11 protein-coding genes and 1 riboswitch are annotated in these 16,557 nt (G+C 67.5%); of the genes, 5 read left to right on the forward strand and 6 right to left on the reverse strand.

Going from position 1 to position 16,557, the window contains the following annotated elements:
• Positions 1-4: 4 nt before the first annotated feature.
• Positions 5-88, reverse strand: a riboswitch (S-adenosyl-L-homocysteine riboswitch).
• 120 nt (positions 89-208) lie between these two features.
• Entirely contained in the window at positions 209-2,725 is a 2,517-nt protein-coding gene (locus AC5P67_RS11600; RefSeq protein ID WP_197596906.1) for a S9 family peptidase, read from the forward strand.
• A gap of 172 nt (positions 2,726-2,897) precedes the next feature.
• A complete protein-coding gene (gene ppc, locus AC5P67_RS11605; RefSeq protein WP_495201426.1) occupies positions 2,898-5,609 on the forward strand; it encodes a phosphoenolpyruvate carboxylase in 2,712 nt (903 codons plus the stop codon).
• Positions 5,610-5,696: 87 nt separating this feature from the next.
• Here ppc and AC5P67_RS11610 read toward each other — a convergent pair whose 3' ends face one another.
• On the reverse strand, positions 5,697-6,203 hold the full coding sequence (locus AC5P67_RS11610) for an acyl-CoA thioesterase (protein WP_005412266.1): 507 nt from the start codon (positions 6,201-6,203) through the stop codon (positions 5,697-5,699).
• A 160-nt stretch (positions 6,204-6,363) separates the two neighbouring features.
• Positions 6,364-7,575, reverse strand: coding sequence for a methionine adenosyltransferase (gene metK / locus AC5P67_RS11615; protein WP_005408103.1), 1,212 nt, complete (start codon positions 7,573-7,575; stop codon positions 6,364-6,366).
• 322 nt (positions 7,576-7,897) lie between these two features.
• On the opposite strand from metK, the gene olsF reads away from it, so the two are divergent.
• The 3 genes from olsF (at position 7,898) to AC5P67_RS11630 (ending at position 11,607) form a co-directional block, all read left to right on the forward strand.
• Complete coding sequence (olsF, locus tag AC5P67_RS11620) at positions 7,898-9,613, forward strand: bifunctional ornithine lipid synthase OlsF (RefSeq protein ID WP_495214713.1); 1,716 nt, start codon at positions 7,898-7,900, stop codon at positions 9,611-9,613.
• Positions 9,610-10,410 carry a UDP-2,3-diacylglucosamine diphosphatase gene (locus tag AC5P67_RS11625; protein ID WP_241889501.1) on the forward strand — a complete coding sequence of 267 codons (801 nt, stop codon included), beginning with the start codon at positions 9,610-9,612 and terminating at the stop codon, positions 10,408-10,410. The genes olsF and AC5P67_RS11625 overlap by 4 nt, the downstream gene beginning before the upstream one ends.
• A 138-nt stretch (positions 10,411-10,548) precedes the next feature.
• A complete protein-coding gene (locus AC5P67_RS11630; protein ID WP_099484688.1) occupies positions 10,549-11,607 on the forward strand; it encodes a metal-dependent hydrolase in 1,059 nt (352 codons plus the stop codon).
• A gap of 58 nt (positions 11,608-11,665) precedes the next feature.
• On the opposite strand, the gene AC5P67_RS11635 is transcribed toward AC5P67_RS11630, so the two are convergent.
• The 4 genes from AC5P67_RS11635 to dusB form a co-directional block, all read right to left on the reverse strand.
• Positions 11,666-12,676, reverse strand: a complete 1,011-nt coding sequence (locus tag AC5P67_RS11635) for a glycosyltransferase family 2 protein (RefSeq protein ID WP_049459457.1) — start codon at positions 12,674-12,676, stop codon at positions 11,666-11,668.
• The gene (locus AC5P67_RS11640; protein ID WP_138969805.1) at positions 12,673-14,523 is read right to left on the reverse strand and encodes a DUF7657 domain-containing protein; all 1,851 of its coding nucleotides are present in this window, start codon (positions 14,521-14,523) and stop codon (positions 12,673-12,675) included. Before AC5P67_RS11640 ends, AC5P67_RS11635 begins: the two co-directional genes overlap by 4 nt.
• Positions 14,524-14,661: 138 nt before the next feature.
• A complete protein-coding gene (locus AC5P67_RS11645) occupies positions 14,662-15,489 on the reverse strand; it encodes a class I SAM-dependent methyltransferase (protein ID WP_005408109.1) in 828 nt (275 codons plus the stop codon).
• 57 nt (positions 15,490-15,546) lie between these two features.
• A complete protein-coding gene (dusB, locus tag AC5P67_RS11650) occupies positions 15,547-16,542 on the reverse strand; it encodes a tRNA dihydrouridine synthase DusB (RefSeq protein WP_012479176.1) in 996 nt (331 codons plus the stop codon).
• Between the last annotated feature and the right edge of the window lie 15 nt (positions 16,543-16,557).

A 16,557-nucleotide genomic window follows, 5' to 3' on the forward strand; every position in this document is an offset into this window, starting at 1 on the left:
CGCATCTAGCCGGGCGCCGTTGTTACAAAGCCACCTTACCGAGCCTGGCCGGGCCTCGTGGGATCCGGTCGCAGCGCCCCTCGGCAGGGGAGAACCCCCATTATATCGCGGCCCCGGCGTGACATCCGGATGACCCAACCATCGGCAGATGGGGCCGCGTGCATGGCCTGTTAAGGTCGGTGTTTTCACGCATCACACAGGTGGAACGATGAGCATGCACGCGCGCCGTACTCGGCGCTGGACCGGCCTGGTACTGTCGATGGGACTGCTGGCGGTGGCCCCGCTGGCCTGGGCCGCAGCGCCGCAGCCGGTGGCCGCACAGGCCCAGGGCGTCAACGGCTACGAACTGCCGTCGGCCGCGCTGCAGGCGGTGGTGGACGCGCCGCGTGCACCCTCGTTGTACCTGTCGCCGCGCCGCGACGTGGCCGCGATGATGCAGATGCCGTCGCTGCCTTCGATCCAGGTGGTGGCGCAGCCGGAACTGAAGCTGGCCGGCCTGCGCATCAACCCGCGCACGTTCTCCGACAGCCGCTTCAGCTTCGGCGAGAAGCTGTGGCTGATGAACGTGGCCGACGGCAAGGAGCGGCAGATCAGCGGCCTGCCTGCCAAGCTGTCGATCGCCAGTGTGACGTGGTCGCCGGACCAGAAGTGGCTGGCCTTCAATCAGGTCGACGCCGGCAGTGGCGCCAATGAACTGTGGCTGGTGGACGTGGCCGGCGGCAGCGCCCGTCGCCTGGTTGCCGGCCTGAACACGGTGATCGGCAGCGGCTACCAGTGGCTGCCGGACAGCCGCGGACTGGTGGTGTTCACCCGCCCGGCCAACCTCGGTGCGGCCCCGGCCGCCGACGGCATTCCGACCGGCCCGGCCGTGCAGCAGACCAGCCAGGGTGGCGGCGTGGTGTCGATCCGTACCTACCAGGACCTGCTGAAGAACGAGGCCGATGCGCGCCAGTTCGATTACTACGCGACCACCCAGCCGATGGAAGTCAGCCTGGATGGCAGTACCCGCGCGATCGGCGCGGCCGGCATCTTCATGGGCTTCTCGGTGTCGCCGGATGGCCGCTTCGTGCTGCGCCAGCCGGTGCAGCGCCCGTATTCGTACGTGGTGCCGGTGGACAGCTTCCCGCGCCGCATCGAAGTGATCGACCGTGCCAGCGGCAAGCTGGTGCACACCGTGGCCGTGCGCCCGCTGGTGGAAGGGCTGCCGACCGGCAACGACGCCGAAGTGACCGGCGTGCGCGACATCCGCTGGCGCGGTGATGCCGACGCCACCCTGGTCTGGGCCGAAGCGCAGGACGGCGGCGACCCGAACAGGGACGCCAAGGTACGCGATGCGGTGCTGATGCAGGCCGCGCCGTTCGACAAACCGCCGGTCACCCTGGCCCAGCTTGGCAGCCGCCTGGCCGGCATCAGCTGGGGCCGCGGTGACCTGGCCCTGCTGACCGAATCGTGGTGGAAGACCCGCAGGACCAAGACCTGGTTGATCGCCCCGGACAACGCCGGTGCCGAGCCGCGCCTGCTGTGGGACCGCGATGCGCAGGACCGCTATGCCGATCCGGGCCGGCCGCTGTTGTCCAGCGACGACCGCGGGCGCTCGCTGCTGCAGACCAGCGCCGATGGCAGCAGCCTGTATCTGGCCGGTGCCGGTGCATCGCCGGAAGGCGATCGTCCGTTCGTGGACCGCTTCGACATCGCCACGGGCAAGGCAACCCGCCTGTTCCACTCGCAGGCGCCGAGCTATTCGCTGCCGGTGGCATTGCTGGACAACCAGGGCAGTTCGCTGCTGCTGAGCCGCGAGAGCCCGGACGAGCCGGCCAACTTCTACGTGCAGTCGCTGGCCGATGCTGGGAGCGCACCGCGCGCGCTGACCCACTTCGCCCATCCGCTGCCGCAGCTGAAGGGCGTGCAGAAGGAGCAGATCCGCTACAAGCGCAAGGACGGCGTCGACCTGACCGCGACCCTGCTGCTGCCGCCGGGCTACGACCCGAAGCGCGACGGCCCGCGCCCGCTGCTGATGTGGGCCTACCCGGGTGAGTTCAAGAGCGCAGCCGCGGCCAGCCAGGTGACTGATTCGCCGTACCGCTTCAACGCGGTCAGCTACTGGGGCCCGCAGGCGTTCCTGGCCAAGGGCTACGTGGTGCTGGCCAGCCCGTCGATGCCGATCATCGGCGAGGGCGACAAGGAGCCGAACGACACCTACATCGAACAGCTGGTGGCCAACGCGCAGGCAGCGGTGGATGAAGTGGTGCGCCGTGGCGTGACCGATCGCGATCACATCGCCATCGGCGGCCATTCCTACGGTGCGTTCATGACCGCCAACCTGCTGGCGCATACGCGCCTGTTCAAGGCGGGTATCGCGCGCAGCGGCGCCTACAACCGTACGCTCACGCCGTTCGGCTTCCAGGCCGAGGAGCGCAACTACTGGCAGGCGCAGGACGTCTACCAGAAGATGGCGCCGTTCAACTACGCCGACAGGATCAAGGACCCGATCCTCTTCATCCACGGCGTGGACGACAACAACTCCGGCACCTTCCCGATCCAGAGCGAGCGCATGTTTGCTGCGGTGAAGGGCCTGGGTGGCACCGCGCGGCTGGTGATGCTGCCGAACGAATCGCATGCCTACCGCGCACGCGAATCGATCATGACCATGCTGGCCGAGAGCGAGCGCTGGCTGGAGCAGACCATCGGCCCGGCCGAGCAGGGCAAGGCGAAGAAGAAGCGCTGACCGGGCCTGGTAGTGCCGGCCGCTGGCCGGCAACCTCATGGAGCCATGCAACCTGAGGTGGCCGGCCAGCGGCCGGCACTACCAGATGAAACCATTTTTGCATCGCAGCACGACGCCCGTTCTGGGATAGGCTTGGGGCCTGGATCCGTTGACCGAGGCCTGTGCGTCGCCGATGAACGAGTACCGCAGCAGCATCGAGTTTGCTTCTCCCGATCTTCCGCTTCGCGATGATGTGCGCCGGCTTGGCGCACTGGTCGGCGACCTGCTGGTCGAACAGGTGTCGGCCGCGTTTCTTGATGACGTCGAGGACGTGCGTACCCGCGCCATCGCCCGTCGCGAAAACCAGGCGCCGCTGTCGGAGCTGGCCGATGGCCTGGCCGGGCGCACGCCGCAGCAGGCCGAGACCATGGTGCGGGCCTTCAGCACCTACTTCCAGGTGGTCAACATCGCCGAGCGCGTGCATCGCATCCGCCGCCGCCGCGATTACCAGCGCGCCGGTACCGCCGCGCCGCAGCCCGATGGCCTGCAGGATGCGCTGCAGCACCTGAAGGCACAGGGCGTGGGCCTGGACGAACTGGCGCAGTGGCTGCCGCGCATCGACATCGAACCGGTGTTCACCGCGCATCCGACCGAAGCCGTGCGCCGCGCGTTGCTGGAAAAAGAGCAGCTGATGGTGGCCAGCCTGGTCGACAACCTCGACGGCCAGCGCACCCCGGGTGAGGCCGCCGCCGATGCCGCGCGCTTCCGCATGGCGCTGACCGCGTCGTGGCAGACCACCGATTCCTCACCGGTGCGGCCGACCGTGGATGACGAGCGCGAGCACGTCGGCTTCTACCTGGTGCAGGTGCTGTACCGGGTGATCCCGGTGCTGTACGAATCGCTGCAGCAGGCGCTGCGCGATACCTACGGCGAAGAACTGCCGCTGCCGCGCCTGCTGCGCTTTGGTACGTGGGTGGGCGGCGACATGGACGGCAATCCGAACGTGGATGCCCACACCATCCGCAATACGCTGGATGCGCAGCGGCAGGCGGTGCTCGGGCGCTACCAGAAGGAACTGCTGCAGCTGGCCAGCCTGCTCAGCCAGTCCACCGAGCGGGTAGGGGTGAGCGATGCGCTGCAGGCGCGCGTGGCGCAGTACCAGCAGCTGCTGCCGCAGGTGCAGTCGCGCCCGCGCCACGCCGATATGCCGTACCGCCTGCTCAACGACCGCATGCGCGCACGCCTGCAGGCCACGCTGGACAATGGCGGGGGCGCCTACGCCGGCCCCGCCGAATTGATCGACGACCTGCAGCTGATCCTCGACAGCCTGCTTGCGAACCGTGGCGAGCACGCTGGTGGTTTTGCCGTGCAGCGCCTGCTGTGGCGGGTGAAGACCTTCGGCTTCCATCTGGCGCGGCTGGATGTGCGCCAGGAGTCGAGCGTGCATGCGCGCGCGCTGGCCGCCGTGCTGGGTGGCGAAGAGGCCTGGCAGGCGCTGGATGTGGCGGGCCGTGCGCGGCTGCTGAGCCCGCATGCCAGCGGTGAAACGGCATTGCCCAACGGCGACGACGAAGGCAACCAGCGGCTGGACGCGGTGTTCGCTGCACTGGCCGATGCGCGTGCGCGGCATGGCAGCGATGCGCTGGGCAGCTACATCATCTCGATGGCGCACGACCGCAGCGACGTGCTCGCGGTGCTGGCGCTGGCACGCCGTGGCGGCCTGGTGGAAGAGAACGGATCAGTACCGCTGGATATCGCACCGCTGTTCGAGACGGTGGATGATCTCAAGCGCGGCACCGCGACCCTGCGTGACCTGCTGGCCGACCCGATCTATCGCGCGCACCTGCAGGCACGCGACGACGTGCAGATGGTGATGCTGGGCTACTCGGACAGCAGCAAGGACGGTGGCATCGCTGCCTCGCGCTGGGGCCTGCAGCGTGCACAGGTGGAGCTGCTGGAGGTGGCGGCCGAGGCGGGCATCCGCCTGACCTTCTTCCATGGCCGTGGCGGCTCGATCAGCCGTGGCGGTGGCAAGACCACGCACGCGGTGGATGCTTCACCACGCGGCAGCATCGATGGCCGCCTGCGGGTGACCGAGCAGGGCGAGGTGATTCATCGCAAGTACGGTATCCGCGCGCTGGCTTTGCGCTCGCTGGAACAGGCCACCGGCGCGGTGCTGCGCGCCAGCCTGCGCCCGCGTGCTGCCGAGCCCCGCGAGGACGACTGGCGGCCGGTGATGGATGCGGTGGCTGGGGCCAGCAGTGAGGTGTATCGCGCGTTCGTTGGCCAGGCCGGCTTCATGGATTACTTCCGTACCGCCACGCCGATCGATGTGATCGAGCGGATGACGCTGGGCTCGCGTCCGTCGCGCCGGCTCGGCCAGGACGCAGCACTGGGCAACCTGCGCGCGATTCCGTGGGTATTCGCCTGGAGCCAGGCACGCGCGGTGATTCCCGGTTGGTATGGCGTGGGCAGTGGCCTGCAGGCGGCGGTGGATGCCGGCCACGAACAGACCCTGCGCGATATGGCGCGAGACTGGCCGTTTTTCCGTACGTTCCTGGACGATATCTCGATGGTGCTGTCCAAGGGCGATATCACCATCGCCGAGCAGTTCTCGCAGCTGTCCGGCGAGTTGCACGGGCGCTTCTTCCCGCAGGTGCAGCGCGAACTGGAACTCACCCGGCACTGGCTGCTGGCATTGATGGACCAGCAGACGCTGCTGGACCACGATGCGCGGCTGGCGCTGTCGATCCGCCTGCGCAATCCCTATGTCGATCCGATCAGCATGCTGCAGGTGGACCTGCTGCAGCGCTGGCGGGCCAGCGGACGCGAGGATGACGATCTGCTGCGTGCGCTGGTGGCGTGCGTGAACGGTGTTTCACAGGGCGTGCAGAACACCGGGTGAGGTGTAGCGGTAGTGCCGGCCGCTGGCCGGCACCCTCATGATGTTTGGCAGCACGCGCGAGGTTGCCGGCCAGCGGCCGGCACTACCTCATTCCTCCGGCGACGGCGGATTCGACGCCAGCAGTTCCAGATGGCGCTGTTCCATTTCCTGACGCAGCTGGCGGCGGATCAGCGCGGCCGCCTGGCGGCGCTTTTCGTCCGAGGTGACCGGCTGCAAGGGTGGCACCGGCGTCGGCCGGCCTTCCTCATCCACCGCCACCATGGTGAAGAAGCAGCTGTTGGCGTGGCGCACGCTGCGCTTGAGGATGTCCTCGGCCACCACCTTGATGCCGATCTCCATCGACGAGGTGCCCGTGTAGTTCACCGATGCCAGGAAGGTGACCAGCTCGCCCACCGCGATGGGCTGGCGGAACATCACCTGGTCCACCGACAGGGTGACTACGTAGCTGCCGGCGTAACGGCTGGCGCAGGCGTAGGCGACCTGGTCGAGCAGGCGCAGGATCGCACCACCGTGGACCTTGCCGGAGAAATTGGCCATTTCCGGCGACATCAGCACGGTCATGGACAGCTGGTGGGTTTTCAGTTCGGTCGACATGCGGCGGATTGTATCGGCAACCGCGCGATTGTTTCCGGAGGCCATGAAAAAGCCGGCCAGCGGCCGGCTCTACCAGAAAGCAGAAGGGCCGCTTGCGCGGCCCTTCTTCAAGGTCAGCCGACTAACAGTCGGCTCTACCGGTCGGCTCTACCCGCCGGCTTTACTTCAGCTTCGCATCCGCGCGCAGGGCGGCGGCGCGGTCGGTCTTCTCCCAGGAGAAGGCCGTGGCGTTGACGGTCTCGCCTTCGCCGTTGAGGTAGCTGAACTCCTTCGGCTTGCGGCCGAAGTGGCCGTAGGCCGCGGTCTGCTGGTACATCGGGTGGATCAGGTCCAGCATCTTGATGATGCCGTACGGGCGCAGGTCGAAGTGCTTGCGGATCAGCTTCTCGATCTTGTCGTCGCTGATCTTGCCGGTGCCGAAGGTGGTGACCGAGATCGAGGTCGGCTCAGCCACGCCGATGGCGTAGGAGACCTGCACTTCGCAACGGTCGGCCAGGCCGGCGGCAACCACGTTCTTGGCGACGTAGCGGGCCGCGTAGGCCGCCGAACGATCGACCTTGGACGGGTCCTTGCCGGAGAAGGCGCCACCACCGTGACGGGCCCAGCCGCCGTAGGTGTCGACGATGATCTTGCGGCCGGTCAGGCCGCAGTCGCCCACCGGGCCGCCGATCTCGAACTTGCCGGTCGGGTTGATGTGGAACTTGGTGCCCTTGTGCAGCCACTTGGCCGGCAGCACCGGCTTGATGATCTCTTCGCGGACGGCCTCGATGAGGTCCTTCTGCTTGATGCCCGGGGCATGCTGGGTCGACAGCACCACGGCGTCGATGGCCGAGACCACGCCGTTTTCATAGCGCAGGGTGACCTGGCTCTTGGCGTCCGGACGCAGCCACGACAGCGGCGAGTTCTTCTTCTTGCGGATCTTGGCCTGCTGCTCGACCAGGCGGTGCGACAGGTGGATCGCGGCCGGCATGTAGCTGTCGGTCTCGTTGGTGGCGTAGCCGAACATCAGGCCCTGGTCGCCCGCGCCCATTTCTTCCGGCTTCTTGCGGTCCACGCCCTGGGCGATGTGCGGCGACTGCTTGCCGATCAGGTTCAGCACGCCGCAGGTGGCGCCGTCGAAGCCGACGTCGGAGCTGTCGTAGCCGATGTCCGTGATGACCTTGCGGGTCAGGGCTTCCAGGTCGATCCAGGCGCTGGTGGTGATTTCACCGGCCACGATGGCAACGCCGGTCTTGACCATGGTCTCGCAGGCCACGCGGGCGCGCTGGTCCTGGGTCAGGATCGCGTCCAGCACCGCATCGGAGATCTGGTCGGCAACCTTGTCCGGATGGCCTTCGGAGACCGACTCGGAGGTGAAGAGATAGCTGGACATCAGGCGTAATATCCCTTGATTCGGATGGAAAGATGGGCGCGCATGATACACGGGGTGCGCCGCCTGTGCATTGTGAACCTGTACCGGTTGCCGGTGGTTAAGCCCGCGTAGGCCCGGCAAGGGCCGTCCTGACGGGATTGGGCTCCGGCCTCGAGGCCCAGTGTTCCACCAGTGTGACAGCGGGCCGGGTGGCGAGGGGGCGGTTGCGGCCCCTCCGGCCGGGGACGACCGTCATCGTTCTGCCCCGAAACCGCCATCTGGCTGCCGCCTGCCGGGCGCAGGCTGTCGGCCAATACGGCCGCCGGGCATGAGTGGATCCGCCATGCAGGAACTTGAACAGCGTCTCCAGCAACGCTTTCCCGATTGGTTCCATGGCCGTCGTGGCCAACTGGCGCGGCCATTGCTTCGCAGCGTCGGGCGCTGGTCGCGGTTGGACCAGATCGAAGCGTTCCTGCAGCGCAGTGCAGGATTGCGCGGATTCGGCTTCGTCGCCGCCGGGCTGGAGTTCATCGATGGCCAGTACCAGGTGGATCCGGCCGCGTTGGCGAAGATCCCGGCCACCGGTCGCCTGCTGATCGTCGCCAACCACCCGTCCGGCGCACTGGACGCGCTGGCCCTGCTGGACGCGGTCGGCCGCATCCGCCGCGATGTGCGGATCGTGGCCAACGACCTGCTGGGGGCGATCGCGCCACTGCAGGACCTGCTGTTGCCGGTGCGCATCCTCGGTGGCAAGGCCCAGCGTGGCAGCCTGCACGCTGTGGAGGAGGCGCTGGCCGCCGAGCAGTGCGTGATCGTGTTCCCGGCCGGCGAGGTCTCGCGCCTCTCGCTGCGAGGCATCCGCGATGGTCGCTGGCAGCGCGGTTTCGTCCGCTTTGCCCGTGCCGCCGGCGCGCCGGTGCTGCCGGTACGGGTGGAAGCGCGCAACTCGGCGCTGTTCTACGGCGCCTCGACCCTGTTCAAGCCGGCCGGCACCGCGCTGCTGGCGCGCGAGATGTTCACCCGCCGCGGCCGCCCGCTGCGCCTGAGCATCGGTGAGCCGATGCAGCTGGGCAAGGGCGGTGACCCGGGCGCACAGCTGCTGTCGGTACGCCGCGCGCTGTATGCGCTGGGCCGCAATGGCGCGGCCGGCAATGCCGCTGCCTTCGCAGGCCCCGAGCCGCTGGCGGCGCCGGTGCCACCCTCGCAGGTCGCCGCTGGGATTGCCGCAGCCACCCAGCTGGGCCAGACCGCCGACGGCAAGCAGATTCTGCTGGCCACTTGTACTGCCGATTCGCCGCTACTGCTGGAGCTGGGCCGCCTGCGCGAACTGACCTTCCGCCAGGTGGGCGAGGGCACCGGGCGCAGCCGGGACCTGGACGATTACGACCCGCAGTACGAGCACATCGTGATCTGGGACGCGGCCGCGCAGCGCATCGCCGGCGCGTACCGGATCATGCGCGGCGCCCATGCGCTGGCCCGGCACGGACTGTCCGGGCTCTACAGCGCGTCGCTGTTCCGCTATTCCGACGATGCCGTCACCCACATCGCCGAAGGCCTGGAACTGGGCCGCAGCTTCGTGGTGCCCGACTACTGGGGCAGCCGCAGCCTGGACTACCTGTGGCAGGGCATCGGTGCCTACCTGCAGTGCCGGCCGGGTATCCGCTACCTGTTCGGCGCCGTGTCGATCAGCGCGGCGCTGCCACGCGATGCGCGCGAGCAGCTGGTGGCGTACTACCAGCGCTATTACGGCGGTACCGCCGGCCTGGCCGAATCGAACCGCCCGTTCCAGTACTTCGCCGCGCCGCCGAGTTTTGGCGAGCTGGATGCAGGCGCCGCGTTCGATGTGCTCAAGGCCAACCTGGCCGCACTCGGCACCGGCGTGCCGACGCTGTATCGCCAGTACACCGATCTGTGCGAACCCGGTGGCGCGCGCTTCCTCGCCTTCGGTGTCGACCCGGACTTCAGCGATTCGATCGACGGCCTGATCGAAGTGGACCTGTGCGCGATCCGGCCGAACAAGCGCAAACGCTACCTGCGCGATGCGGGGACGCCGGCATGAGCGTGCTGGCGAACCTGTCGCCGCACCGGCGCGCAGTGTTCGTCTCCGACGTGCACCTGGGTTCACGTCATTGCCATGCCACCGAACTGGCACGCTTTCTCTCGCAGCTGCGCTGTGAGCGTCTGTACCTGGTCGGCGACATCATCGACCTGTGGTGGATGGCCCATCGCCGTGCCAACTGGCGGCAGTCGCACAGCGAGGTCATCCAGGCCCTGCACGCGCTGCGCCGTGCCGGCACCGAGATCGTCTACATCCCCGGCAACCACGATGCCTCGCTGCGCCAGGTGTGCGGGCTGATGCTGCCAGCGATGCAGGTGCGCCGCCGCGCCATCCATGTGACCGCCGATGGCCGCCGGCTGCTGGTCGCGCATGGCGACGACTACGACGGCGTGACCCACTTCGGCGGCCTGCAGGAAAAGTTCGGCGACTGGCTGTACTACCGCATCCTGACCGGCAACCAGGCGCTGAACGCGGCGCGGCGCCGGCTGGGCATGCGCTACTGGTCGCTGTCGGAATTCCTGAAGAAGCGCAGCGGCGCCGCCGAGCGCTATATCGAGCGCTTCGTGCAGGCCGGGCTGGACGATGTGCGCCGGCGTGGTCTGGATGGCATCGTCTGCGGCCACATCCACCGCGCGGCGCTGGTCGAACGCGATGGCCTGGTCTACGCCAACGACGGCGACTGGGTGGAGAGCCTGACCGCACTGGCCGAAGACCACGATGGCGCGCTGCGCCTGCTCGATCACAATGGCCAGACCCTGGTGGAACTGCCGGGCGCGCGGCTGTCGCAGGCGGCGTAACCCGTTCCGTAGAGTCGACTGTCGCGCGTAGCGCGTGGTTTCCGCGGCCTGATGGGAGAGCAGTCGACCAGCAGTCGACTCTACAGACGCGGTGTCCGGGAGTGAGACGGCGCGCCCGCAAGCCGCTAGCATCGGTCCATGGATTCCCTGACCCAGATCGTGCTCGGCGGCGCCGTCGCTGCTGCCATCGCTCCGCCCGGCCAGCGCCGCGCGGCCCTGCTGGCCGGTGCCGCGCTCGGCACCCTGCCGGACCTCGATGCCCTGTGGTTGGGCTTCACCGCCGCCGACCCGGTGGCGAACATGATCGAGCACCGCAGCTTCAGCCATTCGCTGCTGGTGTTGCCCTGGGTGGCGGCACTGATCTGGTGGTTGTTCAAGCGCTTCGGCAACGGCCGCGTCGCGCAGTCACCGGTGCGCTGGTTCTGGGCGATCCAGCTGGCGCTGGTCACCCATCCCGTGCTGGATGCGTTCACCGTCTACGGCACCCAGTTGTGGTGGCCGCTGCGCCCACACCCGACCATGGGTTCCAGTGTCTTCATCATCGATCTTGGCTACACGGTGTGGCTGCTGCTGGGTTGCGTGCTGGCCTGGTTTGGCCGCGCCCGCCCCTGGGCTGGCAAGGTGCTGGGCGTGGCGTTGCTGGTCAGCAGCGGCTACCTGGGCTGGGGCCTGATCGCAAAGGCCCAGGTCGACCGTGCTGCCCAGCAGAGCCTGGCGGCGATGGGTCTGGGCGATGCACCGCGCTTCTCGGTGCCGATGCCGTTCAACACCCTGCTGTGGCGCGTGGTGGCGATGACGCCGAACGGCTACGTGGTGGGCGACCGCTCGCTGGTGGCCGACCATGGACCGATGCAGTTCGAAGGCCATGCGTCCAATGTACAGGCGTTGCGCGAAGCAGGGAGCATCCCGGCAGTGCAGCAGCTGACGTGGTTCAACCGGGGCTTCATGCGTGCACAGGTGGTGGACGGGCGGCTGGTCCTGAGCGACCTTCGCATGGGGCTGGAGCCGGACTACACCTTCAACTTCGCCGTGGCCGAGCAGGTCGACGGGCAGTGGCGACCGATCACGCCCGAGCAGGTGCGGACGGATTACAGCAGCCCGGCCGCGCGCGCGGATGCCGGGCGCCGGCTGGCGGCGATGTGGCAGCGGATCTGGCACGAGCCTGCAGCCTCCGCGACTGGTGCGGCCCACCCGTAGATCCACGCCATGCGTGGATGGCGGGACATCGGCAGTGGCAGCCACGCATGGCGTGGCTCTACTGCGGTTGGCGGTTGAGCTTGATCGAACGGTTCAGCACCTGGCGTGGGACGTTGGCAATGTCAAAGCCAACGAACGCCAGCAGGAACTGCAGGCCGGAGATCAGCGCGACCATGGCGATCATGATGGTACCCACCGGCGTGGCGACATCGGCCTGGGCCGACCGTACCCAGTGGTACAGCCCGAACAGCCCCCCGAAGGCGAGCAGGCTGCTGCCGGCGATCAGCTCCAGCGACGCGATGCTGAGGTCGCGCAGGAAATAGTTGTAGGCAATGCGCTTGAGCGTGTTGCGCAGGTGCTTGAAGGTGAACTCACCCAGGATGCGACCAATGCGCAGGTTGCTGGTTTCGTCGCCGTAGTGGGCATCCATTGCCACATCCTGCACGACCGCGCGCACGGTGTTCAGTCGGAACAGCATGTCGGTCTCGAAGAAATAGCGGTCGCTGACCGCCTCGAGTTTCAGGTGGCTGGCGACCTTGGCATGGATGGCGGTGTAGCCGTTGGTCGGATCGAACACCTGCCAGTACCCGGACGAAGCCTTGGTCATGAAGGACAGCAGCAGGTTGCCCAGGCGCCGCACCGGGGGCATGCGGCGGATGTGGGTCAGGTTCCAGAATCGGTTGCCCTTGGTGTAGTCGGCATGGCCGTCGGCGATCGGCGCGACGAAGTCCATCAGCAGCGCCGGGTCCATCTGCCCATCGCCATCGACCTTGACCAGAATGTCCATGCCATCGGCGATGGCCGCGCGGTACCCGGTCTTGATCGCGCCGCCGACGCCGAGGTTGTGCTGATGGAACAGCACGGTGATGCGCGGGTCGTTGGCTTCGGCCTGGATCAGGCGGCCGCTGCCGTCGGGGCACGCATCGTCCACGCAGTAGATCGCCGTTACCGCATCATCGATCGCCGCCAGCACGGACAGCACGTGGCGGGTCACTTTGTAGCAGGGGATGATCACGGCGATCCGAGCCGGCGTGGATGCGGAGGGCGAAGTGGTGGTCATCGGATTCATGGGGCTGGGTGGGCCAGCAGGGGTTTTGCCGGCAGTTCCACCAGATCCCCCTGCAGCACCCGTGGTGCGTCGCCCTCAGGCGCTACGGTGATGTGGTGGTAGCGGTTGAAGGTGAAATTGAACGCCTCGTCGGACATCAATGGGAAGTACCGGCGGAAGTATTCCATCTGTGGCAGGTACAGCACATGGTTCACGGCGGGAATACCAACACCCGGCAGGAGGGCCCCGAACCCACCGGGAGCCACCAGCGCGCCTTCGGGCGTGGTGGCTGAGCCCCGGGCTTGCAGGGAGTGCAGGACGGCAGCGCGGTCCATCGCAAAGATCGGCCCGGCAGGCTGCACAGGGTTGAACAAGCCATTGCCCAGCAGATTGGCCAAGGCGGCGGTGGCCAGGACCAAGGTGGCCGCATGCGCCGACAGCTTTGGGCGGCGGGCGGCAACGGCCAGTCCGATCAAGCACAGATAGGGAAGGGCATCGGCGGCGCTGTGCAGGCGGCTGAACTGGCCTTCGCCGAACAGGAACTTGGCCACGCTGCCAGCCATCAGCAGCGCAGCCAGCAGCAGCAGACGCCTGCGCTCCAGGCGTACGCCGCAACGCACCAGGATCATCGCGCAGCCGATGTTGAGCAGCAGGCCGAACGCCAGCAGCGCGCGTGCGGGCGGCACCATCGAGAGCCCGGTCAACTTGCCGACCAGAACGGGCACGGGCAGGAAGATCCAGCAGGCGATCAGCAGTACGCCAGCGGCGAGGGCCAGCACGCTGCTGCGGTGGCCCCGCACCCATTCGCGCAGTCGTGCGCCGTCAGCAAGGACCAGGGTGAACAGCGGCAACAGGCTGCCGAGTACGGCGATCTCGCACTCGTTGGAGCCTTTGAACATTGGCAGCGGTGCAAACCGGTAGGTCATCAGGTTCGGGAAGACGTGCGCGAACAGGGACGTCAGCCCGACCCCACCTCCGGCGCTCTGGCGCTGGCCCGGATAAACCGTGTTGCGCACGATCGGGATGATGTCGTGGAAGTAACCGATGAACACGGCCAATGCCAGCGCGCCTGCGATGCCGGCATCGATCAGTCGTGGAAGCGTGAGGGCATCGCGCCGGAAGGCCAGTATCAGCACTGCCAGGGCCAGCACCGAGGAAATGATGAAAGGCGGGTAGGACACCGAGATCAGCCATGCCGCCAGTGCATAGGCGCTGGCGGCGATGCGCAGCGCGCGATGGCTGATGCCCAGCCATGCCACCGCAGCCCAGGGCGCCAGAGCGAAGGCACCGGCATTGCTGGTCCACCAGACCTGCACGAATGGCGCGAAGAACAGCGTGGCCGAAACCAGCACTGCGGCTGGTACCGGCATCCGCAGTTGGCGCAGGAACAGGGCCCATCCGCTCAGGAAGGCCATGGCCATGAACATGAAGAAGAACGAATAGGCGTTCGCTGCTGGCAACACGAAGAACGCCCAGTGGTAGGGCTTGAACAGCAGGCCCCAGTCGAGCAGCGGCAGCGCCTGGAAGGTGCGCAGTGACTCGTGGTACGGCGAGTGTGCGTTGAACTGGCCGAAATCGTTGTTGACCGCGATCTGGATGTAGGGCGTGAACACGATCCACTCATCGCTGCGGATCATGCGGGCGCTGCCAAGTACCGGGTTCTGTGGCGCCAGGCCCAGATACTCGTAGGCCAGCGAGTAGGAGGATGGCGTCAGCGCGAATGCGACGTAGAGAATGCACAACAGCGCGATGATCCCGGCGAGCAGGCGCGTCTGGCTGGGCAGGAGCCCGCCCGGCAGGTTCACATCATGGGTGGAGAAAGGCGTTCGTCCGCTGTCACTCATCATGCGCTCGCAGGTAAGGTCCATCCATGCGCGACGTACCCGCACACCGATGCCTGAGGGCAATAGAGGGGGATCCCGGCACGCGCCGTTCCGAGGCCGGGACTGCGGGATTCTAGCCGGTTGCCGCCGGAGCCGCAGGCCATCCTGTGGCGAGGATGGGCCTCAATACACCGTCGCGCGGCCCTGCACGAACGAGTAGAAGAACACCGCGTTCGGGTCGTTCTGCACCAGGCGGAACTCGCGGCGCATGCCCTCCACGGTTTCCTCGTCCACCGAGCCGGCCTGCAGCAGCTGGTCGGCGGCCGACAGCAGCAGCTGTTCCCAGAACGCGATCATCGTCTTGCGACGCGCCGGCTCGCGGTTGTCCAGGTGGATGGTCTTGATCTCGGTGTGCACGTCGCGGAAGCCGCCGGCCAGCAGCAGGTTGCCCAGCTTGGCGCCGACGAACGGGTCGCCCCCGTGGTCGTACTGGAAATCGTTGAAGGCCATCCAGTAGCGCCAGATGTGCGGCGAATACGGATCGAGCAGGAACGAGGCATTCATCACTTCGGTGATGTACACCGGCGAACCCGGTGCCAGCACCCGGCGCACTTCGCTCAGCACACGTGCGGGTGACGGCACGTGCTCCAGCACCCAGCACAGGAACGCCGCGTCGAAGCTGCGTGCCTCGAACGGCAGCTCACCGGCATCGGCCTGCTGCAGGGTATAGCGGTCGCTGCACCACGGCGTGCGCGCCAGGTTCTCGCGCGCGGTGGCCAGCTGCGTTTCGCTCAGGTCCACGCCGGTCACGTGCAGCTCGGGGAAGCGGCGCAGCAGGATCTCGGTCTGTGCGCCGACGCCGCTACCGACTTCCAGCAGGCGACGCGCCCCGCTGTAGTCGATCTGGCCGAAGATGCTCGACTCCAGCAGCCGGGCCTGGGTCATCAGGCGCTGCTGCTCGGTGCCGGAAAACCCGTGCAGATAGGTCGGGGAGGAAATCGGCGGGGTCATGGTGGGCTCTTGTAGCGTCGAGCTGGCTCGACTGTTCGCAAACGCGGGGCTGGTGGCTCAGGCCGCCGAAGGCAGCGCCGGTTCCCCGGCGATCAGGCGGTCGAAGTATTCGGTGGTCAATGCGATCTGGCTGGCCGGATCCTCGGCACGATTGACCACCGCGCGGAAAGCGGCATTCTCCGGCCGGTCCTTGGCATACCAGCCCAGGTGCTTGCGCGCGATGCGCACGCCCTGCGGCTCGCCATAGAACGCATGCAGCGCGTGCAGGTGGCCAAGCAGGATGTCGCGCACTTCCGCCAGCGACGGCGGTGGCAGTTCCTCGCCGGTGGCCAGGTAGTGCGCCACTTCGCGGAAGATCCACGGCCGGCCCTGCGCCGAGCGACCGATCATCACCGCATCCACGCCGGTTTCCTTCAGGACGTAGGCGGCCTTCTGCGGCGAATCGATATCGCCGTTGGCGATCACTGGGATGCGCAGCGCGGCCTTGATCTCGCCGATCGTGGCGTACTCCGCTTGGCCGGTGTAGTGCTGGTCGCGGGTACGGCCGTGCACCGCCAGCGCCGCGATACCGCTGTCCTCGGCGATGCGTGCGATCAGCGGGCCATTGCGATGGTCGCAGTCCCAACCGGTGCGGATCTTCAGCGTGACCGGCACGTCCACTGCGTTGACCACGGCCTCGAGGATGCGCGCCACCAGTTGCTCGTCGCGCATCAGTGCCGAACCGGCCCAGGCGTTGCACACCTTCTTGGCCGGGCAGCCCATGTTGATGTCGATGATCTGCGCGCCGTGGTCGACGTTGTAGCGCGCGGCCTCGGCCAGCTGCTGCGGCTCGGTGCCGGCGATCTGCACGCTGATCGGGGCCGGTTCGCCGTCATGGTCCATGCGGTGGATCGACTTGCGCGTGTTCCAGAAGCGCGGATCACTGATGGTCATTTCCGAGGCGGCCAGACCCGCGCCCAGCCGTTTGCACAGCAGGCGGAAGGGCTTGTCGGTGACGCCGGCCATGGGCGCCAGCACGACGTTGGGGGCAATGGTGTACGGGCCGATCTGCATGCGCCCATTGTAGGG

It is taken from the genome of Stenotrophomonas sp. YJH_SMC_21 (assembly GCF_059369555.1).